The organism is Streptomyces sp. PT12 (assembly GCF_003311645.1).
In the GTDB taxonomy this organism is placed as follows: domain Bacteria; phylum Actinomycetota; class Actinomycetes; order Streptomycetales; family Streptomycetaceae; genus Streptomyces.
Window position 1 is genome coordinate 89,342 of sequence record NZ_QEST01000149.1, and the last position, 22,843, is coordinate 112,184.

A 22,843-nucleotide genomic window follows, 5' to 3' on the forward strand; every position below is an offset into this window, starting at 1 on the left:
AGTGAACGCCCGTTGGCGCGTGTTGACACATGGGGCGCCCGAGCAGGGGTTGACGCCCCTGTCCGTCCCGAGGGATCGCGTATTACGGTCGGCGCATGCTGACATCCGGCGCCTCCGCGCACAATTGGGCAGGAAACATTACATTCAGGGCTGAACGGCTGCACCAACCCGCCTCGCTCGACGAGCTGCGGCGCGTCGTCGCGGGCGCCAGGCGCGTGCGCACGCTGGGGAGCGGCCACTCGTTCAACCGCATCGCCGACACCGAAGGCGACCTCGTGCGGGTGGACGGCCTGCCGCGCCGCGTGGACATCGCCCCGGACGGCGCGCGCGTCACCGTGAGCGCCGGTCTACGCTACGCCGAGGTCGCCTCCGCGCTGCACGCCGCCGGGCACGCGCTGCCCAATCTGGCCTCGCTCCCCCACATCTCCGTCGCCGGATCGGTCGCCACCGGGACCCATGGCTCGGGCAACGCCCGGAGAGCGCTCTCCTCGGCCGTCTCCGCCGTCGAACTCGTCGGCCCCGACGGGGACCTGCTCACCCTGACCCGCGACGCCGACCCCGACCGCTTCCCCGGCGCGGTGGTGAACCTCGGCGCACTCGGCGTGGTCACGGCGCTCACCCTGGATATCGAGCCCTCCTACGAGGTGGCGCAGTGGTTGTACACGGGGGTGCCGCTCGACGCGCTCTCGACCCGTTTCGACGAGATCAGCGGCGCCGCGTACAGCGTCAGCACGTTCACCGACTGGCACAGCGGCCTCGGCACCGTGTGGCTCAAGCGCCGCGTCGACCAGGACGGCCTCGGGCACCCGGGCGACGACTGGCTGGGTGGAACACCGGCCAGGGAGCCATGGCACCCGATCCCCGGCATGCCCGCGCACCACTGCACCGAACAGCTCGGCGTCCCGGGTCCCTGGCACGCCCGACTGCCGCATTTCCGCATGGAGTTCACGCCGAGCAGGGGCGAGGAGCTCCAGTCGGAGCTGCTGCTGCCGCGCGCCGCCGCACCGGCCGCGTTCGCCGCGCTGCGGGAGCTCGGTGCGGCGTTCGCGCCGGTGCTCCAGACCTCCGAGGTGCGCACCGTCGCGGGCGACGACCAGTGGCTGAGCCCGGCGTACGGGCGGGACTCGGTCGCCCTGCACTTCACATGGATACCCGACGCCCAGGCCGTGCGCCCGGTGATCGCCGCGGTCGAGGAGCGGCTGCTGCCGCTGGGCGCACGCCCCCACTGGGGCAAGGTCAGCACGGCGTCACCCGCGGACATCGTGGCGGCCTACGAGCGGTTCGGGGACTTCGCCGAGCTACTCACGTCCCATGACCCGAGCGGCCGTTTCCGCAACGCGTTCGTCGACGACCTGCTGGCGGCCCACTGAACCGACGCCCCTTGGGCGGGGCCATTCCTGGTGAACGGCCCCGCCTTCAGGGACAGTTGTCCGCCGTCGGCGCTCAGGCGAGGGCGCGGAGCCCGCCGCCCAGCGTGAACTCGGCGGGCTCGGCGTTCCTTTCGCCCCTGTCCGCGATGAAGCAAACGGTCACCGAGCCGCCCGGCGCGAGACGCGGGTATAGGACGCGGGCGTGACGATGACCGCGCCGCCGTTCTGCGCGGGGGTGCCGCCCCACATGGTGGTGACGCGCTGGCCGTCGGCGAACGAGAAGGCCGGCATCCAGTCGTTGATCGGCGATGAGCCGGTGTTGCCGATGACGATCTCGCCCTGGAACCCGCCGGACCACTCCCCACGACCCGGTAGCCGACCGAGCAGGCCGCGGGCGTTCCACCGCCGCCTTCCGTGGTGACCTGGACGGTGGCGGAGCGCGGCGAACGGTTCCCCGCCGCGTCCCTGGCGTAGAGCTGGTCTCATTTGGTGAGTCTGCGGTAGCAGATGAGGGTGCAGGCCATGGCGGTGAGGGCGAGGACGTGGTCGGCTTCGCGTTCGTAGCGGCGGTGGAGTCGGCGGCATCCGGCGAGCCAGGCACATGGTGCGTTCGATGGCCCAGCGGTGTCGGCCCAGTCGCTTGGAGGACTCGATGCCCTCGCGGGCGATGCGGTGGGTGATGCCACGGCTGCGGAGCCAACGACGCAAGTGGTCGTAGTCGTAGCCCTTGTCGGCGTAGAGCTTCGCGGGGCGTCGTCGGCGAGGCCCGCGGCGGGAACGGATCGGCGGGATGCCACGGACGAGCGGTTCCAGGGCCTGGCTGTCGTCGCGGTTGGCACCAAAGATGCCGATCGAGAGGGGCGGACCGGTCCGCTCGGTGATCAAGTGGATCTTCGAGCCCTTCTTGCCCCGGTCCACAGGATGCGGGCCTGTCAGCTCCCCCCTTTGAGGGCTCGCACGTTCACCGAGTCGATCGCGCACCGCGACCAGTCCAGCTCGCCCCGCGCGCCGAGTTCGTCCAGGACCAGCCGGTAGAGCTTGGCCCACACCCGAGCCCGGGTCCACTCGCTGAACCGGCGATGAGCCGTCGGACCCGAAGGACCGAACGACGGCGGCAACTGCCGCCACGCGCGACCCGACGTGGCCACGAAGACGATCGCCGCCAACACCTCGCGGTCCCCGTACCGCCGCCGCCCCCCACCCTGAGGACGAGGCGGCGCCTCAGGCACCACCCGCTCGAACAACTCCCACAACTCGTCCGGCACCAGACGTTCCACGATCCCCACGAAGCCAGGCTATCGAACAATCCAAATGAGACGACCTCTTAGGAGCGCTCCCATAGACGCATCGACGGCGTGGGGCGTCGAGGGGTCGCGCGCTGGGGCGTTGACTCGTAAGAAGGTGGCTGTCACATTCGGTAGCCTCGGCCGTGGCGAGCCGTTCCGAGTCGCAGGAGGAGCAGATGGCCGACCACATCACGGTGTTGACGACAACGGACAGCAGGGAGGCGGCCCAGGCCCTCGCCCGGTCGGCCGTCGAGGCCCGCGTGGCGGCGTGTGCCCAGATCGACGGGCCGATCACGAGCGTCTACCGGTGGGAGGGAGCGGTCCAGACCGAGGAGGAGTGGCGCGTTCTCTACAAGACGCCCGCGTCGAAGTACCCCGCCCTCGAGGCGCACATCAAGAGCGTGCACACATATGACACTCCGGAGATCATCGCGGCCGAGATCACGCTGGGGAGCGGGGCGTACCTGGCGTGGCTGGAGAGCGAGACGAGCGCGGGCGCGGACTGAACGGGGCTACGGAGGGTCCAGTGGCGTAGGCCGCCTGCCGCGGTGGCTGCTTATCCGCGGCTTATGCCAGGGCAGGTGCTCTTTGGAAACGGCGCACACTGTGTGTTGAACAGAACGTGCCCTGTGTCAGAAGAGACCCCGACCCCGCGCAAGCGGGGCATAAAGCCCAACGGGCCCGCTGAACGACGCGCACGACCACCCCCGCACCGGCCTGCTCCCTCAGCTCAACGTGCGCGCGGTGAACGACGAGAGCGGCGGCCAGGGCAGGCCCGAAGGGTGCGCGCCACCGCAACCGACCACCGGCACGGCGGCCGCCAACGAGGGACGCGGCCGCGCCCGTTCGGCGAACGGCCCCAGCCCACAACGAGACCGACCGTTGACCGAGACGGCCCCCGGCCGGGCCGACGTTCCGCAACGCGCGGCATCGCGTGGCCGAGGCCGAGTGGCGTACTGGGCACGGACCGGTGGCTGGGGCGCGCCCGACCCGCGTACCGTGCTCGCACCGCTGTCCGGCGTCGTCGAGTTCCTTCGGGACGGTGAGACGATCGCGCTGGGGATCACCGTGCACGCCACGCCGGGGCACACGCCCGGCACCTGGCGGTCACCGTGGCCGATCCGGACCGTCCGGAGGCCGAACGCGTGCTGATCGTGGGGGACATCCTGCACTCGGCGGCGCAAGTGGCCGAGCCGGACTGGTCGTTCGCCACCGACGTCGATCCGCGCCGTGCGCGGGAGGTGCGCGGGGACGTCCTCGCGACGCCCCGCACCGTGCTCGCGGTCGGGCATGCCACCGGGCACGTCTTCGGGCGCGTGGAACGCACGGAACGCACGGAACGCGCCGAGCACTCGGAACGCGCCGCATCGGGAACGGTGTGGGCCCCGGTGTTCGGCGAGGGCGGCGCGTGATGCGCGTGCGCCACATCGACTGCGGCGCGATGCCTCCGCTCGGCGGGCGGCTGATCGACGACCGGCCGGGGCTGCTGCGCCGTGGCGAGATGGTCACGCACTGCCCGCTGATCGACACCGGCGCCCAACTCGTCCTCGTGGACCCGGGGGTGGGAACGCCAAGCGTCGATGGGGCCCGTGGCTGGCTGGGGCGTGGGCTGGTCACCGCGTTCCGGCTCGGGGGCGACGCGAGGGAGACGGCCGTGGCGCGGGTGAGAGGGCTCGGTTACGACCCGGCCGATGTCTCGGACATCGTGCTCACCCATGGGGACGGGGATCACGCCGGTGGGCTCGTGGACTTCCCCGACGCCAACGTGCATGTGCTGGCCGAGGAGTTGAGGGCGCTCAGCGCGCCCGCGACCCGGCTGGAACGCGCCCGCTACCACCGCGCGCACTTCGCCCACCGGCCGCGCTGGATCCCGTACGAGGAGGTGGGCGAGCGGTGGTTCGGGTTCGGTGCCGTCCGCGCGTTGAAGGGGCTGCCGCCCGAGATCCTGCTGGTCCCGCTGGCGGGGCACACGCGCGGGCACGCCGGGGTGGCCGTCGACACCGGGGCTGGCTGGCTGCTGCACGCGGGCGATTCCTACTTCCACCGCGGGGAGTTGGACGCGAGGGCCCCCCACTGCCCGCCCGGCATCGGCCTGTTCCAGCGGATGGTCGAGTCACGGCGCCGCGAGCGCCCGGGGAACCAGCGGCACTTGCGCGAGCTGGTCCACGACCATGGCGACCGGGTGACCGTGTTCTCCGCCCACTGCGCCGACGAGTTCGACGCCATCGGCCCCATAGGGTTGCGGGGTGGAGAGAACAGCGGCGACGGCGTTCCTGGCAAGGGTGTGGGACGCGTTCCGTGTGGCGCCCGTGGAGCGGCGCGGGGAGGCGTTGGAGTCCAGGTCGGGGGCCGGGGTGCACACCGTGCGGACGGGCGGAGGCGAGGTCGCGTATCTCAAGGTCACCGGGGCCGAGGCGGGGCCTGGGCCGTTGGCGGCGGCTCGGTGGGAGCTGCGTTTCTACCGGGAGCTGGCGCCGGTCGTGCCCGTGCGCACGCCGCGCCTGCTCGGCGCGCTTGACGCCGACGACGGCGTGGCCCTGCTGCTTGCGGCCGGGGGCGAGGCGCGGGACGCCGCGTCGTGGACGCCGGGCATGTGGGCGGCGCTCGGGCGCGACCTGGCCGCGCTGCATGGCACGCCGTTGCCCGCGGACCATGGCTTGGACGGCCGCCCCGACGCGCTGCTCGCGGCGCTCGACGCCCCCGCCACGGCCGAGATCCGCGCGTTCTGGGCGGACCCGCCCCCCGGGCCCCCGAGCCCTCCGGGCTTCCCGGCCTGCCCGCCCTGCTCGACGGCCGCGACGCGCTCAGGGCCAGGCTCACCGAGCGGCAGCCGCCCGTCCTGGTCCATGGCGACTGCCACACGGACAACGTCGTGCACGACGTTGGTTCGCTCGTCTTCTGCGACTGGCAGGAGGCGCGGATCGGCCGCCCCACCTCCGACCTGGCCTTCCTCCAGGTGCGAGCGACCCCCGCGGGAACGACCGTGCCCCCGGCCCTCGGGGACGCCCACCTCGACGCACGCCCCGGCGACCGGGATGTCATCGAACGCGCCCTGGTCGCCGAGGAGTTGGCGATCCTGCTGTTCCTGTGGCCGCCGTTTGCCCCGTTCAACGGCCCCGAGGCGATCGAACGCGTCCGCCGCAGGGCCCGCGCGCTGGCCGCGCGGTACCTCCGCGAGGCGGCCTGAGGCCCAGCCGCTGCGCCCGCCCTGGCGCGGCGCCAGCCCAGGCGCCGGGCCGTCCTGGAGAGGCGCCGTCCTGGAGAGGCGGGACGCGGGAGCTGGTCGTAGTGTGGCCCCATGGAAGACAAGGACATTCTCGTCCATGTCGGGCAGCTTGTGGACGAGGAGCGGGTGCTCCGGGCGCGGGCGGCCGGGCGTGGTCTCCGGGACGACGAGCAGGCGCGGCTCGACGGGGTGGAGGCCCGGCTCGACCAGTGCTGGGACCTGCTGCGACGGCGGCGGGTCAGGGAGGGTGCCGGGGAGGACCCGGACGGGACGACGGTGCGGCCCGCCTGGGAGGTCGAGGGGTACGAGTCGTAGCCTTCGGGGCTGGGGTAGCCTGCTGGGGTGGCGGCACAGCGGATCACGACGCGTAACGCTCGGTTCCAGCAGTGGCAGGCACAGCTCACCAACAGGAACAAGCGGCAGAGGGCCGGGGAGTTCCTGGTGCAGGGGGTGCGCCCGGTGTCGCAGGCGGTCGAGCACGGGTGGCCCGTCAGGGCGTTGCTCTTCGACGAGAGCCGTCAGCTGACGCGGTGGGCCAGCGGCCTGTTGCGGGAGGTGAAGGCCGAGAAGATCGCCATGGCCCCTGAGTTGCTCGCCGAGCTCGGCGAGAAGGACAAGGGCGTCCCCGAGGTGGTGGCGGTGGCCGAGATGCCGCCCGACGAGCTGACGCGGATCCCGGTGGGCCCCGGCTTCCTCGGGGTGCTCTTCGACCGGCCGACCAGCCCGGGGAACATCGGCGCCATCGTGCGTTCGGCCGACTCCTTCGGCGCGCACGGCCTCGTGGTCACGGGGCACGCGGCCGATGTCTACGACCCCAAGTCCGTGCGGGCCAGCACCGGTTCGCTGTTCGCGCTGCCCGTCGTGCGGGTGCCGGGGCAGCGGGAGGTCGAGGCGTGGCTCGCGGCGGCCGCGCCCGAGGTGACGGTCGTCGGAACGGATGAGCGAGGGTCGATCGACATCACCGAGGCCGACCTCACCGGGCCCGTCCTGCTGGCCGTCGGCAACGAGACGACGGGTCTGAGCACGGCCTGGCGCGAGCGGTGCGACGTGCTGGTGCGCATCCCCATGACGGGCTCGGCGTCCTCGCTCAACGCCGCGAGCGCGGCGAGCGTCGTGCTCTACGAGACGGCACGGCAGCGCGGGTTCGAGCGGCGCGGGTTCGAGCGGCGCGGCTTCGAGCGGCGCGGCTTCGAGCGGCGCGCGTGACGGGAGCGAGGGCGGCATGGCGCGGATCCTGGACATCGTTGTGGACTGCGGGCACCCGGCGCCGTTGGCGCGGTTCTGGGCGGTGGCGCTCGACGGGTACGCGGTCGCGCCGTACGACGAGGCGGAGCTGGCGCGGCTGCGCGCCCTGGGCGCGCGGGTGGCCGAGGAGCGCGAGACGCTGACGGCGCTGTGCGACCCGGAGGGGAACGAGTTCTGCCTGATGCGCCCCTGACCCCCTCGGGGGCGCCGTCCCTCAGGCGGCCCGGTCCCGCACGAGTCCCGCGCGGAGCAGGCTGTCGCCCGTCTCGACGATGGTGGCCTCGGGGTCGCGGGGCCGCCAGCCGAGCACGGAGCGGGCCTTGTCGGTGCGCAGGACGGGCCTGCGGCCCAGCTGGCCGAGCACGCCCCGCAGGTCCGCCTGGGAACGGGCCGCCTCCCGCACCTGCTCCTCGGTCAGCTCGGTGGTCGGCACGCGCGCGGCGCGCTCCCCCAGGTGCTCGGCGAGGGTCCTGGCCAGCTCGATAAACGTCATGGTGGCGCCGCCGTCAGCGATGAACCGCTCCCCCGCGGCGGCCGGGTGCGCCATCGCGCGCACATGGAGGTCCACGACATCGCGCACGTCCACCACGCCGAAGGCCACGGGCGGAACGGTGGGCATCGCGCCATCCAGCATCGCCTTGACCAGGTTGACGGAGGTGGACAGGCGGGAGCTGAGGACGGGGCCGAAGATGCCGCTCGGAGCGATGACCGTGAGTTGGAGATCGCCGCCTTCTCTTTGGACGAAGTCCCAGGCTGACCGTTCGGCGATCATTTTCGACCGGATGTAGGGCGTGTGGTCGTCGGACGGGATCGTCCAGTCGGTCTCGTCGAAGGTGTCACCCGGCTTGGGCGTGTAGCCGACCGCGGCGAACGACGACGTCAGCACGGTCCGCCGCACCCCGTGGTCGCGCGCGGCCCGCAGGACGCGCAGCGCGCCGTCCCGCGCGGGAACGATGACCTCGTCGGCGTTCTCCGGCTGGGACGCGGGGAACGGCGACGCGACGTGGTGGACCTCGGCGCAGCCCGCGACGGCCTCGGGCCAGCCGTCGTCGGACGACAGGTCGGCGGTGACGATCTCGAGGCGGCCGCCCGGGTCGGTCCCCGCGGTCGCGAGGGCGGCGCGGACCTCATCGGCGCGGGTGGGCGTGCGGACCGTGGCGCGCACGCGACGGCCGTCGCGCAGGAGGCGGTCGACCAGGTGCGTTCCGAGGAAACCGGTGCCACCGGTGACCAGAACGGGCGCGCCGTTCGTCGTGGGGGTCGTGCTGTCCATGGGTGTTCCCTCTCAGCGAGGCGCGTCCGCGCCGTGGATGAGTTCGTCCGGCGTCCGGCGTCCGGCATCCGTCGCCCGGCATCCGGCCCCGGCGTCGGAGCGCCGCCTTGCGGCCCACAGGTCCGCGGGCCGTCCGCTCGTCTCTCCGTCGCCGCCACGCGGCCGAGTCTCCGGCACCTGAAGCGCTTGACGTCGAGCGCACCGCCCGCCGCCCCCGGCAGGTCGCGCGCCTGGCGCAACGGCGCGCGGCTCGGCACGCGCGGCTCGGCACGCGCGGGCCCCGCCCAGGCGGGCCGGTGTGCTCGGGCGGGCCTAATATCGAACGCGTGAACGACCTGCCGTCCGATGTGCCCCGCCTGCGGGCCCTCGCCGCCTGGCTGGAGTCCCAGCTGAGCGCGGTGCGGAAGGCCATCGACGAGGCGGAGGAGCGGGACGGGCCGCGCTGGTGGGTGCAGTGGATGCGCACCGCGCCGGGCGAGCCACGGCGGGGCGTGCTGCACCGCGCGGGCTGCTGGTGCCCCGGCGCGCCCGATCTCCATCTCGCCGACGCGCGGCGCGTGTTGGCCGAGCACGGCGCCGGGATCGAACGCTGCCCGGTCTGCCGCGCTGAGGTCACCCCTGGACGGCCCGAGTGACCCCGCCACCCCCCGCCACCCCCGCCGTCTGGGCCGCCCCCCCGTCGCGGATCGCCGCGGATCGCCGCGCGTCGCGGCGGCTCAGCGGATCGCGTGGCCCGAGATCGCGCGGGCGATCACCAGGCGCTGGATCTCGCTCGTGCCCTCGAAGATCGTGTAGATCTTGGCGTCCCTGTACATCCGCTCCACCGGGTGGTCGCGGCTGTAGCCCGCGCCACCGAGGATCTGGATCGCCTTCTCCGTCGCCGCCACCGCCAGCTCGCCCGCGCGCAGCTTGGACATCGAGCCCTCCGCCGCGTGGAAGGGCCGCTCCGTGCGCGCCATCCACGCCGCGCGCCAGATCAGCAGGCGCACGGCGTCGATCTCGGTGCGCAGGTCGGCGAGAGGGAAGGCGATCGCCTGGTTCTCGATGATCGGGCGGCCGAACGCCTCGCGCCCCTTCGCGTACTCCAGCGCGTACTCGTGAGCGGCGCGGGCGATGCCGAGCGCCTGGGCGCCCACGGTGGGGCGGGAGACCTCGAACGTCGCCATCGCCGCCTGCCCCTTGGCCCGGCCGCCCTCGCGCGCCCGGGCGAGCCGCCGTTCCAGCCGTTCGCGCCCGCCGAGCAGGCAGTGGCCCGGCACGCGCACGTCGTCGAGGAAGACATCGGCGGTGTGCGAGGCCCGCAGCCCCAGCTTCTTGATCTTCGGGCCGCCGGTCAGCCCCGCCGTCCCCGGCGGCACGACGAACGCGGCCTGCCCGCGCGAGCCGAGATCCGGGTCCACGGAGGCGACCACGACATGGACGGCGGCGATGCCGCCGTTGGTGATCCACGCCTTCTGGCCGCCGAGCACCCACTCGTCCTTGGCCTCGTCGTAGCGTGCCCGCGTGCGCAGGGCGGAGACATCGGAGCCCGCGCCGGGCTCGGAGACGCAGAACGCCGCCACGCGCGGGTCGTCGGCGTCGCCGAAGCACTGGGGCACCCACTCGGCGAGCTGGTCGGGCGTGCCCGCGGCGAAGATGCCCGCGACCGCGAGCGAGGTGCCGAACAGGGCCATGCCGATGCCCGCGTCGCCCCAGAACAGCTCCTCGTTGGCCAGCTGGAGGGTGATCCCCGTGGGGTCGCCGAACATCTCGGCAAGCGACTCGAAGCCGTAGAGGCCGATGGCGGCGGCCTCCTTGATGATCGGCCAGGGGGTGTCCTCGCGCTCGTCCCACTCGGCCGCCGCGGGCCGCACCACGTCGGCCGCGAAGCCGTGCACCCAGTCGCGCACTGCGCGCTGCTCGTCGGTCAGATCGAGGAAGAAACCGCTCAACGTCCCGCCCTCCCTCAGCCCTTGGGGATCTCGAAGAGGCGGGTGAGGCCCGAGGCGAGCCCCATGTCGCCGCCGACCTTGAGCTTTCGGGTCATGAACATCATGACCGGACTGCCGTTCCCCGACACGAGCTTGAGGAACTCCGCGTCGCCCATCGTGAGGACCGTGCGCGGCTCCGCGCCCGAACGGCCCTCGCCGACCGTGCAGCCGCCATCGGCGATCGTCGTCTCGTACACCACCACGGGGTCGCCGGTGATCTCCCAGCGGATCAGCGCGCTGAGGCCGCCCGCCTGCTCGGGCCTGAACTGTCCCGCCAGGCGCCCGAATATCTCGGCCAGCACGCGCAGGCGCGTCTCGCCGCGCATCAGCCGCTCGATGTCCTCACCCGACGCCTTCCTCACCAGCGCCGCGAACTCCTCGGGTGTGATCTCCCCGAAGTCCCTGCTCTCCAGACCGCCGAGGCCGGTGTCACCCATCAGGCCCTCACCACCTTTCCCGCCACCTTCCTTACCACCAAGTAAACTTACCAGAGAGTAAGGTGCGGGGACAGCGTGGGTAGGGTGACCAGGGTGAAGGACAAGCCGAAGCGCCGACTGCCGAGGAGCGTGCGCGAGCGGGAGATCGTCGACGCGGCGGTCCACGTCTTCTCCCAACGCGGGTACCGCGCCGCCGTGGTGGACGAGATCGCCGAGCTGGCGGGGATCTCCAAGCCGATGGTGTATCTCTACTTCGCCTCCAAGGAGGGGCTGTTCGTCGCGTGTGTGCGGCGCGAGGCGCGGCGCCTCGCGGAGACGTTCAGACAGGCGGCACACCAGGCCGGTGACTCACCGGAGTTGCGGCTGTGGGCCGGTCTTTCGGCGTTCTTCACGTTCGTCGCGGAGCGGCGGGACAGCTGGGTGGTGCTGCACCGGCAGGCGCCTGAGCAGAGCGAGGCGATCGCCGCCGAGCTCGCGCGGGCGCGGCGGGCGGTGATGGCGGAGGTCACCGCGCTGGTCGCCTCGGGGATCTCGGACAGCGACGGGGGGGACCATCTCGGGGACTCCGAGGCGGAGTTCGTGGCGCACGCGCTGGTGGGCGCGGCGGACGCGGTCACCGACTGGATGGAGCGGCACCCGGACAGCCCGCCGGACGGGGCCTCCCTGCGGCTGATGAACATGGTGTGGATCGGCATGCGCGACGTGCTGGCGGGCGGCACCTGGACGCCTCGGGCACCCTAGGGCCTAGGAGCGTTGCCCCAACGCCCTTGTGCGGCCCGTCAGATGGACCCGGTCGCCGGTGGCCGAGCGCAGGGTGAACGGCCCAGGGGTGGTCGCGTGGAACGTCACGCGGGCGGGCAGCGGAACGGGGGCGCGAAAGGCCGCCTCGACGGTGAACGCCCCCGGCAACGCGTCCTGTTGGGCGGCGAGGCAGCGGGCGAGTGACCACATGCCGTGCGCGATCGGGCCCGGCAGGCCGAACAGTCGGGCGGTCAGCGGGTGGAGGTGGATGGGGTTGCGGTCGCCCGAGGCGGCGGCGTAGCGGCGCCCCGTGTCGGCGGGGACATCCCATGGCTCGCCGGGTCCGGGCGCCTCGGGCCCGGCCTTTGGCGCGCACCCATCGCCGCCTCCTCGCCGCCCGTCCCCGCGCAGATAGGTGCTGGTCGAGCGCCACACGGCCGCGCCCGTGGCGTCCAGCGCGGTGGTCCTGATCTCGAACGCCGTGCCCCAGGGGTGCGGGGCGAGGCCGCCCGCGGCGACGCGGTGGCGCAGCGGCTCGTCGGCGGCCAGGTGCCGCCGCTGCTCGATGCGGATTCCCAGGTGGATCAGGCCCGTTGGGCGGAAAGGGAAGTCGCGCCGCGTCATCAGGTCGAGGGCCAGGGGGAACGCCGCCACATGCGGGTGGGTGGGCGGCAGCGGGTCGGTGCGGGCGAACGCGCAGACCTCGGCGTAGCGGGCCAGCGCGGCGGGCGCGGCGGCGGTGGGCGCGCCGGTGAGGACCCCGGTGGGCAGCGGCCCGCGGCCCTGGCGGGGCAGCAGCAGGGCGCGGGCGTAGGAGCGGGCGAGCCCCGGCACGGTCACGCCCCCACCAGGGACTGGCCGCACACGCGCAGGACCTGGCCCGTGACCGCGCCGGTGCCGGGGGACGCGAGCCAGGTGACGGCCTCGGCGACGTCGACGGGCAGCCCCGGCTGGCCCAGGCTGTTGAGCCGCGCGGCGACCACGCGGGCCGGGAACGGCATGGCCGCCGTCATGCCGGTGGCGATAAAGCCGGGCGCGACGGCGTTGGCGGTGATGCCGCGCGGCGCGAGCAGCGGGGCGAGCGCCTGGACCAGGCCGACCGAACCCGCCTTGCTGGCCGCGTAGTTGGTCTGCCCCGCGGCCCCTGCGATGCCGTTGACCGACGAGGTGGCCACGATGCGGCCGCCGTCGCGCAGCAGCGGCGCGAGGGCGGCGGTGAGCCGCTCGACGGCGGTGAGGTTGACGTCGATGACGGCGTTCCACTCCGCGGCTGGCATCCGGGCCAGGGTGCGGTCGCGGGTGATCCCGGCGTTGTGCACCAGGATGTCGAGGCCGCCGCCGTGCGCGTCGCGCAGGTGCGCCTCGATCAGGGCGTCCGCGTCCCCGGCCGTGATGTCCACGGGCACGGCGGTGCCGCCGAGCCGGTCGGCGAGCGCGGTCAGCGGCTCGGCCGCGCCGGGGACGTCGAGGCACACGACGCGGGCGCCGTCCCGGTGCAGCACCTCGGCGACGGCGGCGCCGATGCCCCGCGCCGCGCCGGTCACCAGCGCGGTGCGGCCTTGAAGAGGGCGCTCCGGGTCGGCGGGCCGCACCGCGGCCGACGGCGCGACGGGCGGGTCGAGGCGCACGGCCTGGCCGCTGACATAGGCGGAGCGGGCGGAGAGCAGAAAGCGGACGGTGGACTCGGTGAACTCCTCGGCGCCAGGCGCGACATGGAGCAGCTGCGCGGTCGAGCCGCCGCGCAGCTCCTTGGCGAGCGAGCGGACGAAGCCCTCGATCGCGCGCTGCGCGGCGCGCTCGCGGGGCGTGGTGGTCAGCTCGGGCGGGGTGCCGACCACCAGGACGCGCCCGCAGGGGGCCAACGACCGCACGCGGGGCCCGAGGAACGCGTGCAGCGCGCCGAGCCCCCGGCTCTCCCTGATGCCGGTGGCGTCGTAGAGCAGCGCGGCGGGGCGCGCGGCGCCCGGCTGAACGGTGGCGCCGCAGGACGCCAGGACCGCGCGCAACGCCCCTGCCACGCGGGCGTGTTCGCCCTCCGCCAGCTCGACGGGCCCGGCGAGCACGGGCCGCCCCCGGTCGTGCCGCGCCAACGGCGCGGGCCGTGGCAGGCCGAGGCGCCGGGCGAGGAACGCTCCCGGTCGGCTCGACACCAGGGAGAGATACCGGTCGGCCATTGATTTCCTCCTTACCGCGCGGTAAGTCTACTGGGGAGTCACGTCGGTGGTGACCGGAAGGGGTGAGGGCCATGAGGGCGTCGGGTGTGCGCCGGGTGGCGGTGCTCGGCGGGAACCGGATCCCGTTCGCGCGCGCCGACGGGCCCTATGCCACCGCGTCCAACGGGGAGATGCTGGCGGCCGCGCTCGAAGGGCTGGTCGAACGGTTCGGCCTGCGCGGGGAGTTGCTCGGCGAGTTCGTGGCGGGCGCGGTGCTCAAGCACAGCAGGGACTTCCAGCTGGCGCGCGAGACGGTGCTCGGCAGCGCCCTCGACCACCGCACCCCGGCGTTCGACGTGCAACAGGCGTGCGGCACGGGACTTGAGGCGGTCATCCTGGTCGCCAACAAGATCGCGCTCGGCCAGATCGACTCGGGCGTCGCGGGCGGCGTGGACACCGCGAGCGATGTGCCGCTGGCGTTGCACGACGGGCTGCGCCGCCTGCTGCTCCGGGCGCGGCGCGAGCGGACGACGCCCCGCAGGCTGCGGGCGCTCGCCGGGGTGCGCCCCCGGCAGCTGCTGCCGGAGATCCCGCGCAACGCCGAGCCGCGCACCGGGCTCTCGATGGGCGAGCACGCGGCCCGCACCGCCGCGGCGTGGGGCGTGACCCGCGCCGACCAGGACGCCTTCGCCGCGGCGAGCCACCGGCGTCTTGCGGCCGCGTACGAGCGGGGGTTCTTCGACGACCTGCTCACCCCGTTCCGCGGCCTTCAGCGCGACCAGACCCTCCGCCCCGACAGCACACCCGGTCAACTGGCGGCGCTCCGCCCGGTGTTCGGCGTGGGGCAAGGGGGCGGCGGGGAGGGTGCCACCATGACGGCGGGGAACTCCACGCCGCTCACCGACGGCGCGGCCACCGTGCTGCTGGCGAGCGAGGAGTGGGCCAGGGAGCGCCGCCTGCCGGTGCTGGCGTATCTGACCCACGCCCGCACCGCGGCCGTCGACTTCGTCGAGGGCGACGACGGGCCCGACGGGCCCGACGGGCTGCTGATGGCGCCCGCGTACGCCGTTCCCCGGCTGCTCGACGACGCGGGGCTCGGCCTTGCCGACCTCGATGTGCTGGAGATCCACGAGGCGTTCGCCGCCCAGGTGCTCGCCACCCTGGCCGCCTGGGAGGACCCCGCGTTCGGTGCCCAACGCCTGGGCCTGCCGGGCGCGTTCGGCGCCGTCGACCGAGAGCGGGTCAATCCCCTGGGCTCGTCGCTTGCCACCGGGCACCCCTTCGCGGCGACGGGCGGGCGGATCGTCGCCACGCTGGCCAAGGAGTTGCACGAGCGCACCAGGGAGCGCGGCGGCGGACCCGTCAGGGGCCTGGTGTCGGTCTGCGCGGCGGGCGGCGTAGGGGTCACCGCCATTCTTGAGAGCCGACAAGGGAGTTGAAGCCATGGGCGTGCACCGGGACCTCAGGCGATTGCGGCGGCGCGGCCACCTGGCCGCCCGTGTGACGCCCGAGCTGATCAGGGAGGGCGGCGCGGTGCGCGAGGTGCGCACGCCCCCGCTCGTCCCGCCGCTCGCGCGCGGCAGCGTCGCCGACATCCCCTTCGCCAACGCCGCCGAGGCCCCTGCCGCCGTGGTCGTGCGGCGCAAGGAGGGCGCGGTGTGGGCGCCGGTCACCGCCGCGGCGTTCGCGGCCCGGGTCACCGAGGTGGCCAAGGGCCTTCTCGCCGCGGGGCTTACCCCGGGGGGCCGGGTGGCGCTCATGGCCCGCACCAGCGCCGACTGGGTCGTGCTCGACTTCGCGATCTGGGCCGCGGGCGGCGTCACCGTCCCGGTCTACGCGACGTCGTCCGCCGACCAGGTGGCCTGGATCCTGCGGGACTCGGGCGCGTCGTTCCTCGTCGTGGAGACGGCCGCGCACGCCGACACCGCGGAGCGGGGGCGCGTCGAGTCGGGGACGCCGACGCCCTGGGTCATCGACGACGGCGCGCTCGACGAGCTGGCCGGGCTCGGGCGGACCGTCTCCGACGCGGCCGTCGAGGAGCGGCGCGCCGCGCTCGGCCCCGACACGGTCGCCACCGTCGTCTACACCTCGGGCACCACGGGCCGCCCCCGGGGCTGCGCGCTCACCCATGGCAACCTGCACGCCGAGGCCGCCACCCTCGTCGCGCTCCTCAAGCCCGTCTTCGAGGAGGCCACGGGGCAGACGCCGACCACGCTCGTCTTCCTGCCGCTCGCGCACATCCTGGGCCGGGCCATCCAGATCGCCTGCCTGTCCGCGCGCATCGAGACGGGCCACTGCCCCAGCGTCAGGCCGGACGACCTGCGCCCCGAACTCGCCTCGTACCGGCCGACGTTCCTGGTGGGCGTGCCCTATCTCTTCGAGAAGATCCACGACACGGGGCGGGCCACGGCCGAACGCATCGGCAGGGGCGCGTCGTTCGAGCGGGCCGACCGCGTCGGCGTGGCCTACGGCGAGGCCAGGATGCGCGCCCACCACGGCACGGGCCCGGGGCCAGGCCCAGGGCTGCGGCTGGCCAAGGGCCTCTACGACCTGCTGGTCTACCGCCGCATCCGCAAGGCGCTGGGCGGCCGGGTGCGCTACGCCGTCAGCGGCGGCTCTCCGCTCGACCCGAGGCTGACGCTCTTCTTCTTCGGCTGCGGCATCGTCATCTACGAGGGCTACGGCCTCACCGAGACCACCGCGGCGGCCACCCTCAGCCCGCCGCTCGCGCCGCGCCCCGGCACCGTCGGGCAGCCGCTGCCCGGCACGGCGGTGCGGATCGCCGACGACGGCGAGGTGCTGATCCGCGGCGGCATCGTCACCACCGCCTACTGGAACGCCCCCGAGGCCACCGAACGCGCCCTGGACGGCGGCTGGTTCGCCACCGGGGACCTCGGCGTCCTCGACGACGACGGCTATCTCGCCATCACCGGGCGGAAGAAGGACATCCTGATCACCAGCGGCGGCAAGAACGTCTCGCCCGCCCCGCTTGAGGACCGGCTGCGCAGCCGACCGCCCATCGGCGCCTGCATGGTCGTCGGCGACAACCGCCCGTACGTCGCCGCGCTCATCGCCCTGGAGCGGGAGGCGCTCGACCACTGGCTCACCGTGCGCGGCCGCCCCGCGGGAACGCCCGTGGCGGAGCTGCGCGACGACCCCGAGCTGCTGGCGACGGTGCGGCGCGCGGTCGACCACGCCAACGCGGCCGTATCGCGCGCCGAGTCGATCCGCGCGTTCGCCCTCGTGGACGGCGAGTTCACCGAGGAGAACGGCATGCTCACCCCGTCGCTCAAGGTGCGGCGGCAGGCGGTGGCCTCGGCCTACGCGGCCGAGCTGGAACGCCTCTACGATCGGAGCACCTGAGCGGGCGATCGGCGCACCCGGCGGAACACGCCGAGCCGGGGCGGGAGATGGGGCGGGGTGGACGTGACGATCCGTCCGGCGCGGCCGGGCGAGGAGGCGGCGCTCGGCGCCCTCATGCTGCGCTCCAAGGGCCACTGGGGCTACGACGCGGCGCACCTGGCGGCGTGCCGCGACGAACTGTCCCTCGCCCCCGACGCGTTGGCGGCCCGGCGCGTGGTGGTGGCCGAGGACGCCCACGAGGTGCTGGGTGTGGCATCGCTCGAGGGCGAGCCCCCGGAGGGACTGCTGGGGCTGCTGTTCGTCGAGCCCTGGGCCATCGGGCGCGGCATCGGCTCCGCGCTCTACGCCCATGTCACCACCCGGGCAAGGGAGCTGGGCTTCACCCTGCTGCGGGTCGAGGCCGACCCGCACGCCGCGGGGTTCTATGGGCGCTGCGGCGCCCGCCTCCGTGGGCCCGGGCGGGACGGGCTTGTGCTGTTCGAGGCCGCGCTGGTGCCGCGCCCCGGCTGGCTCGACGCCTGGACGGGCGGGCGCCGCGCGGTCCATGTGGGCAATGTCGCCGACTTCCAGGGGCAGTTCGGGCCGCTGCCGCCCGCGGCGCGCAAGGGCGCGGGGCACTACTCGGGGCTCGCGGCGTTCGCGGGTCCCCACCCCGCGGCGCTCGTGCTGCCCCGCGCGGTGCCCGATGGCTGGATCGACCTGGTGGGGCGGCAGCTCGGCTGGGGCGCGGTGGAGGTGTTCGACGGGCTCGACGGGGCGCGTGGCCCCGCGGGCGCGGTGCTCGAACGCCCGGCGCTCGCCGCCCATCTGCGCGGCCTCGGCGCGCCGCTGCTGCCCTGGGGCCGCACCGAGGCGTTCGCCGAGCTGGCCGGGGAGCCCTGGCGGCCGGGCGGGCTGCGGAATGAGTCGAAGCGGGCGGCGCACAAGCTGTTCACCCGGCTGGCCGGTGGCCACCCGGGGATCGCCGTGCCCGCGCAGTGGGCCGCCGCCACCCGGCGCGAGGCGGCCAGGCTGCTGCGGGCGCGGGCGCGTTCCCGGCTGCCCTCGATGGTCAAGTCCGGGCATGGCGCGGGTGGTTCGGGGGTGCGCCTGGTGGCGCCTGGAGACCGGGGGCGGGCTGTGCTGCGGGGGCTGCCCAAAGGGCCACTGCTGATCGAGGAGTATGTCGCGGGCGCGGGCGACGGGCCATGGGACCTCACCTATGACGGCGTGGTGGCCGCCTCGGGCGAGGTGTTCGACGTCGGCGTGGCGGAGATGGACGTGCGCGGCCTCGCCTACCGGGGCGCGACGGTGGGCCCAGGCGTGGTCCCCGCCCAACTCGCGGAGCGCGCCCTGCGGTTCGGCAACGCCGTCGGGGCCGCGCTGGCCGATGACGGCTACCGCGGCTGGTTCGACGTGGACTTCGTGACCGCGCCTGGCGGACGCCTCGCGCCCACCGAGGCCAATCTGCGCCTGACGGGCCCGGCCGTGGCGTTTATGGTCAAGGCCCGCCTCGACGAGCTGCACGGGGGCGGCTTCGTGGTACGGGCCGTGGACAGGCTGGAGTTGGGCGCCAGGCTGCCCGACGGCGAACTCATCGACTGGCTGGGCACGTTGACGGCCCGCTGCCGGGCCATGGACGCGGTGTGCGTGCCGTCGATCGCCACGGCCGCGTTCGAGCCGGGCCCCTGGCTCGGCGTCGTCCTCGCGGCCCGCTCAAAGGACCGGCTGCTGCGCGCCGAGTCGCTTGTGCGCACCGCCGCCCGCGAACTGACCCGGCGCTTGGCCCCGTTGGGCCGATCGGGCCGGTGAGCGTCACCCGCGCGCGGCCCGTTCCTCCAGGTCCTCCTCGTCGCGGCGCCGCGGCGGGCGCCACGCCGCGAACACCGCGACCACAACCGCGGCGATCATCAGCGGCACGTTGAACACGTAGACGAGCAGCGCCTGTTGGGGCCAGTCGGTTTTCGCCGCCAGCCGGTAGGCGTTGTCCTGCGGCCACCATGACGCCATGAGCCACACCAGCGACGCGTGCGCCGCGACGGTCAGCGGCAGCGGCCTGCCCTGCCGGGCCAGCAGCGGCCACCCCGACACCAGGAAGCCCACGCCCGCGCCGAACGCCGCCCACTCGGCGACATAGAGCGCCCTGAACAGCTGCCGCCACGGCCCCGGCACGCCCGTCAGGTCCGTGGAGCCCGGCCAGATCCCATCCGTGGCGATCGCCGCGTACACCGCGGCGATCACCGGCACGAGGAACCAGCCGATCACCGCCCTGGTGTCCTCGCCGCGGAGCGAGACACCCTTGCCGCCCCCGGATGGCCTGGCCGCCGCGGGCGCGGCCGGGAGCGGCAGCGCGCCGCGGTCCACCTTCCCCGACCGGTCGCGGGGCAGCGCGTCAACGGTGACGACCGTGTCGGGCAGCGCCCGCTCCTCAATTCCCCTGGCCCGCAGGTGCTGGCGGAGGGCGACAGCGCCCGGCACGCGGCGCACCTCCCCCGCGGGCTCGACATGGGCGACCAGGCGCGTGGCGCGCCCGCCACCCGGCCCGGTGTCGCCGGTGATCACCGCGTCGCCGATCCGCGGGTGGGCCGCCAGGGCGAGCTCGGCGTCATGCGGGTGGACGACCCCGCCGCCGACCTTGATCCGGTGGGCCGCCCTGCCGCGGAACTCCAGTGGCCCGCCCTTCCGTTGGCGCCCGAGGTCGCCGGTGGGCACGGCGGCGCCGCCGCCCGGCGGGATGAGCCACACGCGCCCTGAGCGGATCCGCACGCCGCACCCCGGCATCGGGCGGCCGAGGTAGCTCACGGTGTGCGGGTCGGCCACCGGGTCGGCGAGCTGGCCCGTCTCGAACCACGTTCCGCAGCCCGCCACTTCAGCCGGGCCGTAGACATTGAGCACCCTGGCGCCGGTCCACAGCAGCTCTTCAAGCCGCATCTGCTGGGCCAGCGTGAGCCGTTCGCCGCTCACGGCCACCAGGCGCGGGGGGCGGCCGCGTTCGGCGGACCGACCGCGGCCCTTGGCATGGCCGCCCGCGCCCCTCGGACGGGCCAGCAGCCGGGCCGCGGTGGCCGGGTCGGTGTCCAGCACCGTGGGGGACGGGCTCGGGCCCTGGCCCGTGGGGCGAACGGCGAGCAGCAGCGTCGCGCCCGCGCACAGGGCGCGTATCCAACCCCCCGTGAACGCCACCGAGTCGGGAGGCGCGGTCACCAGGCAGCGGTCGTCGGGCTCGATCCCGTACACCTCGGCCCATGCGGCGTGGGCGGCCAGCAGCGCGCGGTGCGTGGTGGGCAGCGGGCGGCGGTGATTCGTGGTACCCGCGCTGAACAACACGGCGGCGTTGGCCGGGGAGTTGGCGGGGGTGTCGGCTTCGATCGACGGGCCGGGCGCGGTGTCGTCGTCGAGGCAGATGACGGGGAGGCCGCCGCCGTCCACGCGCGCCCTGTGGGCACGTTGGGTGACGACGGCCACGGCGGCGGCGCGGCGCAGGAGCCCCGCCGCCTCGGCGGGCTTCTCGTGCGGGTCGACGACGGCATACGCGCCTCCCGCCTTGAGCACGCCCAGGATCGCGACCAGGCCATCCGGCATCCGGTCGGTCCGCACCGCGACGGTCGCGCCCTCCGGCAGCGCGGCGCGTCGCAGCCGGTGCGCCAACGCGTCAGCGGCGCCGTCGAGTTGGCCGTAGGTGAGGTGGGTGGTCTCCGTGTGGATCGCTGCCCGCTCCGGGTGGAGCCGCGCCTGCGCCTCGAACAGGTGGTGAATGTGCGTGGTGTCTTCCGTCCCCCCTGGCATGTCGTTGGATTCTTCCAGAAGTTCGCCTCCTGTGGGGTTCGACGCCCGCCTCCGGCGGGGCTTTCTCGCTCGCCCACCCACCCCTTCGCCTGCGGCATGGTGCGGACCGGTTCCATTCCCGCGGCTATCGACCACAAGCAGGCCGCCCCTGGCGCGGGGTTCGACGCCCGCCGCGGGCGGGGGCGGACGTCGCCGCAGCACCCCCCGCCCCCGCCTGCGGCATGGTGCCGAACAACCGGCCCCATCCCCGTGGCCATCGACCGCAAGCAGGCCGCCCCTGGCGCGGGCGGACGTGCCTCGCCGCCGCGGGCCGGTGCCCCGCGGGGAAACCCCCTGCCGTCCCCGGCAGGGGGTCTCGGCCCACACACCCGGCCCACACACCCGGCACAGAAGCCTCGCCTGAGGCGACGGCCCCCGCGCAGCGGGCCCCGGCGCCGGGGCCGAACCCCCGACAGCGGAACCCGCCGCGGATGTGGTGACTACCGGTGGGCAACGTCGAGGCCAGCGCAGCGGCTCAGCAGCGGCTCACTCGTAGACGCGTACCCAGTCCACCTCGAACACCGCGGGGCGCAGGCCGCCGTCCCCCGTGAAGTTGTCGAGCTGGATGTTCAGGTGGCCCGACGGCATCGTCTGGATGTCGCCGCGGTCCTCGTTCGCCCCGTTCGACGCGCGGAACCACTCCTCGCCGTCGACGTAGCCGACCAGCGCGTCCGGGGTCCACTCGAACGCGAAGTTGTGCCACTCCGTCATGTCGAGCGGGCACAGGTCGAAGCGCTCCTTCTCGTCCGTCGGGCTCTCCGGGTAGTGCAGGAACGCCGTGAGGCACTGCGCGTCCGGGTCGGAGTACTCGACCCAGTCGTACTCGCCGTTCTCCAGGCGGTTGCCCTCGGTGGGCCAGATCAGGTGGAGGGGGTGGTAAAGCCCGCCGTCGTCACCGGTGTTGCGGGAGCGGGAGCGGATCTCCCAGCGGCCGTACTGCTCGTCGCGCTCCTGGCGGAGCCACCCCGTGTCGCCGTTCTCCTCGCCGCGCATGGTGAGGATGCCGTCGGCGACCGTGCTGTTCTTCGCGCAGCGGCGGCCGTTGCCCGCGTGGCCCTCCCAGCAGCCCTCCGTGCCACCGACGTTGCCCGACGGCACCGCCCACCTCTCAGGGTCGACCGGGCCCGTGTAGTCGAACTCGTCGGAGATCGGTAGGGGTTCGCCCCAGCCGTAGCGGTCGGCGGCCGAGGTCTCGTCCAAGCCCTGGTTGCCGTCGCCTTCGCCGTGGGTCACGGCCAGGTCGTATATCTCGACCTCGCCGTAGTTGTCGTCGCTGCACGGCGACGACCGCTCGCAGTTGGCCTGCGTGTAGGCACCCGCCTTGAAGTAGTTGGTGGAGTCGGAGTGTTCGATCGTCGTCTCGAGATCGCCGTTGAAGTAGATGTCGATCTCGCCGTCGCTCACCACGTACTCGAGCTCGAAGACATCTCCCAACTCGTACTCGTCGGTGACCAGATGATGCTCAACGGTGTCGTCCTCCGTGATCCACAGCTCCGAGCCCTGCAAGCGCAGCGCCGTCACGTCGTCGTCGCCGCCGTGGATCTGGGCGCCGACCACCTCGGGCTTGTCCTCGGGCAGATGCGTGAACGCCTCCCGCACCGTCATCGTGTGGGTCCCCGATGTCGAGGACCACGCGATCTCGTCCTCGCCGCCCTCCTCCATCTCCCGCAGCTCCGAACGCGGATAGCTCGAACCGCCGGTCGTCACGCCGTTGACCGGCGCGCGGAACGTGACCGCGTCACCCGCGCCGTTGACCCGGAAGAACGGGTCGTGGGAGTAGCCGTCGAGGTCGGGCTGGAAGATCTCCGTCGGATCCTCGTCGTCCCCGATGGGCAGCGTGACCTTCCAGTCGCTCAAGTCCAGGATGTCGGAGGGGAGTTCGGCGCCACCGCCACCATCGCCGTCACCGTCGCCGCCGCTCCAGATCTCGACCTCGGTGAGGCTGTTCCAGTCGCCCTCGCCATCGCCCTCGTAG

Annotated in this window: 21 protein-coding genes and 2 pseudogenes; 13 read left to right on the forward strand and 10 right to left on the reverse strand. The window is 74.1% G+C overall.

The annotated features are described in order from the left end of the window. The first annotated feature begins 95 nt into the window (after positions 1-95). Positions 96-1,370 carry an FAD-binding protein gene (locus DEH69_RS17315; RefSeq protein WP_113687884.1) on the forward strand — a complete coding sequence of 425 codons (1,275 nt, stop codon included), beginning with the start codon at positions 96-98 and terminating at the stop codon, positions 1,368-1,370. A 73-nt stretch (positions 1,371-1,443) separates the two neighbouring features. Here DEH69_RS17315 and DEH69_RS17320 read toward each other — a convergent pair. Both DEH69_RS17320 and DEH69_RS17325 read right to left on the reverse strand, forming a co-directional pair. Continuing rightward, positions 1,444-1,846: pseudogene (locus DEH69_RS17320) on the reverse strand (cellulose binding domain-containing protein); the annotation flags it as partial. Positions 1,847-1,852: 6 nt separating this feature from the next. Next, positions 1,853-2,650, reverse strand: a pseudogene (locus DEH69_RS17325) (IS5 family transposase). Between the two features lie 182 nt (positions 2,651-2,832). Between DEH69_RS17325 and cutA the strand changes: the two are divergent. From cutA to DEH69_RS17345, 3 genes are all read left to right on the forward strand, one after another. Beyond that, complete coding sequence (gene cutA / locus DEH69_RS17330; protein WP_113687909.1) at positions 2,833-3,162, forward strand: divalent-cation tolerance protein CutA; 330 nt, start codon at positions 2,833-2,835, stop codon at positions 3,160-3,162. Positions 3,163-3,768: 606 nt separating this feature from the next. Further along, positions 3,769-4,068: a hypothetical protein gene (locus DEH69_RS17340; protein ID WP_147255650.1), complete on the forward strand. Its 300-nt coding sequence runs from the start codon at positions 3,769-3,771 to the stop codon at positions 4,066-4,068. Continuing rightward, complete coding sequence (locus DEH69_RS17345) at positions 4,068-5,174, forward strand: MBL fold metallo-hydrolase (RefSeq protein ID WP_258534736.1); 1,107 nt, start codon at positions 4,068-4,070, stop codon at positions 5,172-5,174. Before DEH69_RS17340 ends, DEH69_RS17345 begins: the two co-directional genes overlap by 1 nt. Here DEH69_RS17345 and DEH69_RS32810 read toward each other — a convergent pair. Continuing rightward, a complete protein-coding gene (locus tag DEH69_RS32810; RefSeq protein ID WP_258534740.1) occupies positions 5,115-5,516 on the reverse strand; it encodes a hypothetical protein in 402 nt (133 codons plus the stop codon). The genes DEH69_RS17345 and DEH69_RS32810 overlap by 60 nt on opposite strands. Between DEH69_RS32810 and DEH69_RS17350 the strand changes: the two genes are divergently transcribed. The 4 genes from DEH69_RS17350 to DEH69_RS17365 all read left to right on the forward strand — a co-directional run bounded on the left by DEH69_RS17350 (position 5,439) and on the right by DEH69_RS17365 (position 7,320). Then, positions 5,439-5,843: a phosphotransferase gene (locus DEH69_RS17350; protein ID WP_258534739.1), complete on the forward strand. Its 405-nt coding sequence runs from the start codon at positions 5,439-5,441 to the stop codon at positions 5,841-5,843. The two genes, DEH69_RS32810 and DEH69_RS17350, sit on opposite strands and share 78 nt — an antisense overlap. A 111-nt stretch (positions 5,844-5,954) precedes the next feature. Next, positions 5,955-6,197, forward strand: coding sequence for a DUF2630 family protein (locus DEH69_RS17355; protein WP_113687888.1), 243 nt, complete (start codon positions 5,955-5,957; stop codon positions 6,195-6,197). 27 nt (positions 6,198-6,224) lie between these two features. After that, positions 6,225-7,088 (forward strand): TrmH family RNA methyltransferase, encoded by an 864-nt coding sequence (locus DEH69_RS17360; RefSeq protein WP_113687889.1) that lies wholly within the window; start codon positions 6,225-6,227, stop codon positions 7,086-7,088. 16 nt (positions 7,089-7,104) lie between these two features. Continuing rightward, complete coding sequence (locus DEH69_RS17365; protein ID WP_113687890.1) at positions 7,105-7,320, forward strand: VOC family protein; 216 nt, start codon at positions 7,105-7,107, stop codon at positions 7,318-7,320. 21 nt (positions 7,321-7,341) lie between these two features. Here the strand turns inward: DEH69_RS17365 and DEH69_RS17370 are convergent, their stop codons facing one another. Then, positions 7,342-8,400 carry an NAD-dependent epimerase/dehydratase family protein gene (locus DEH69_RS17370; RefSeq protein WP_113687891.1) on the reverse strand — a complete coding sequence of 353 codons (1,059 nt, stop codon included), beginning with the start codon at positions 8,398-8,400 and terminating at the stop codon, positions 7,342-7,344. 326 nt (positions 8,401-8,726) lie between these two features. Here DEH69_RS17370 and DEH69_RS17375 point away from each other — a divergent pair, with 326 nt between their 5' ends. After that, on the forward strand, positions 8,727-9,035 hold the full coding sequence (locus DEH69_RS17375) for a hypothetical protein (RefSeq protein WP_113687892.1): 309 nt from the start codon (positions 8,727-8,729) through the stop codon (positions 9,033-9,035). Between the two features lie 81 nt (positions 9,036-9,116). On the opposite strand, the gene DEH69_RS17380 is transcribed toward DEH69_RS17375, so the two are convergent. Together DEH69_RS17380 and DEH69_RS17385 are read right to left on the reverse strand one after the other, a co-directional pair. Next, positions 9,117-10,331: an acyl-CoA dehydrogenase family protein gene (locus tag DEH69_RS17380; protein ID WP_113687893.1), complete on the reverse strand. Its 1,215-nt coding sequence runs from the start codon at positions 10,329-10,331 to the stop codon at positions 9,117-9,119. Positions 10,332-10,345: 14 nt separating this feature from the next. Beyond that, on the reverse strand, positions 10,346-10,807 hold the full coding sequence (locus DEH69_RS17385; RefSeq protein ID WP_113687894.1) for an SCP2 sterol-binding domain-containing protein: 462 nt from the start codon (positions 10,805-10,807) through the stop codon (positions 10,346-10,348). 93 nt (positions 10,808-10,900) lie between these two features. Here DEH69_RS17385 and DEH69_RS17390 point away from each other — a divergent pair, with 93 nt between their 5' ends. After that, positions 10,901-11,548 (forward strand): TetR/AcrR family transcriptional regulator, encoded by a 648-nt coding sequence (locus DEH69_RS17390; protein ID WP_113687910.1) that lies wholly within the window; start codon positions 10,901-10,903, stop codon positions 11,546-11,548. Positions 11,549-11,551: 3 nt separating this feature from the next. Here the strand turns inward: DEH69_RS17390 and DEH69_RS17395 are convergent, their stop codons facing one another. Both DEH69_RS17395 and DEH69_RS17400 read right to left on the reverse strand, forming a co-directional pair. Then, a complete protein-coding gene (locus DEH69_RS17395; RefSeq protein ID WP_113687895.1) occupies positions 11,552-12,388 on the reverse strand; it encodes a MaoC/PaaZ C-terminal domain-containing protein in 837 nt (278 codons plus the stop codon). Next, positions 12,385-13,722: a 3-oxoacyl-ACP reductase gene (locus tag DEH69_RS17400; RefSeq protein WP_113687896.1), complete on the reverse strand. Its 1,338-nt coding sequence runs from the start codon at positions 13,720-13,722 to the stop codon at positions 12,385-12,387. Before DEH69_RS17400 ends, DEH69_RS17395 begins: the two co-directional genes overlap by 4 nt. Positions 13,723-13,793: 71 nt before the next feature. On the opposite strand from DEH69_RS17400, the gene DEH69_RS17405 reads away from it, so the two are divergent. The 3 genes from DEH69_RS17405 to DEH69_RS32110 are packed head-to-tail and all read left to right on the forward strand — an operon-like array spanning position 13,794 to position 18,855. Next, on the forward strand, positions 13,794-15,140 hold the full coding sequence (locus DEH69_RS17405) for an acetyl-CoA C-acetyltransferase (protein ID WP_113687897.1): 1,347 nt from the start codon (positions 13,794-13,796) through the stop codon (positions 15,138-15,140). Between the two features lie 4 nt (positions 15,141-15,144). Then, positions 15,145-17,064, forward strand: coding sequence for a long-chain fatty acid--CoA ligase (locus tag DEH69_RS17410; RefSeq protein WP_113687898.1), 1,920 nt, complete (start codon positions 15,145-15,147; stop codon positions 17,062-17,064). A 57-nt stretch (positions 17,065-17,121) separates the two neighbouring features. Continuing rightward, entirely contained in the window at positions 17,122-18,855 is a 1,734-nt protein-coding gene (locus tag DEH69_RS32110; protein ID WP_258534737.1) for a GNAT family N-acetyltransferase, read from the forward strand. Between the two features lie 3 nt (positions 18,856-18,858). Here DEH69_RS32110 and DEH69_RS17420 read toward each other — a convergent pair whose 3' ends face one another. Beyond that, the gene (locus DEH69_RS17420; protein WP_113687899.1) at positions 18,859-20,829 is read right to left on the reverse strand and encodes an AMP-binding protein; all 1,971 of its coding nucleotides are present in this window, start codon (positions 20,827-20,829) and stop codon (positions 18,859-18,861) included. A gap of 525 nt (positions 20,830-21,354) precedes the next feature. Continuing rightward, on the reverse strand, positions 21,355-22,843 hold a 1,489-nt coding region (locus DEH69_RS17425; RefSeq protein ID WP_147255653.1), incomplete at its 5' end, for a polysaccharide lyase family 7 protein.

What these genes read in the sequence shown, in the direction of transcription:
- DEH69_RS17315 (WP_113687884.1), top strand. Translation starts at nt 96, where the DNA reads ATGCTGACATCCGGCGCCTCCGCGCACAATTGGGCAGGAAACATTACA.
- cutA (WP_113687909.1), top strand. Translation starts at nt 2,833, where the DNA reads ATGGCCGACCACATCACGGTGTTGACGACAACGGACAGCAGGGAGGCG.
- DEH69_RS17345 (WP_258534736.1), top strand. Translation starts at nt 4,068, where the DNA reads ATGCGCGTGCGCCACATCGACTGCGGCGCGATGCCTCCGCTCGGCGGG.
- DEH69_RS17355 (WP_113687888.1), top strand. Translation starts at nt 5,955, where the DNA reads ATGGAAGACAAGGACATTCTCGTCCATGTCGGGCAGCTTGTGGACGAG.
- DEH69_RS17365 (WP_113687890.1), top strand. Translation starts at nt 7,105, where the DNA reads ATGGCGCGGATCCTGGACATCGTTGTGGACTGCGGGCACCCGGCGCCG.
- DEH69_RS17370 (WP_113687891.1), bottom strand. Translation starts at nt 8,400, where the DNA reads ATGGACAGCACGACCCCCACGACGAACGGCGCGCCCGTTCTGGTCACC.
- DEH69_RS17385 (WP_113687894.1), bottom strand. Translation starts at nt 10,807, where the DNA reads ATGGGTGACACCGGCCTCGGCGGTCTGGAGAGCAGGGACTTCGGGGAG.
- DEH69_RS17400 (WP_113687896.1), bottom strand. Translation starts at nt 13,722, where the DNA reads ATGGCCGACCGGTATCTCTCCCTGGTGTCGAGCCGACCGGGAGCGTTC.
- DEH69_RS17405 (WP_113687897.1), top strand. Translation starts at nt 13,794, where the DNA reads ATGAGGGCGTCGGGTGTGCGCCGGGTGGCGGTGCTCGGCGGGAACCGG.
- DEH69_RS17410 (WP_113687898.1), top strand. Translation starts at nt 15,145, where the DNA reads ATGGGCGTGCACCGGGACCTCAGGCGATTGCGGCGGCGCGGCCACCTG.
- DEH69_RS17420 (WP_113687899.1), bottom strand. Translation starts at nt 20,829, where the DNA reads ATGCCAGGGGGGACGGAAGACACCACGCACATTCACCACCTGTTCGAG.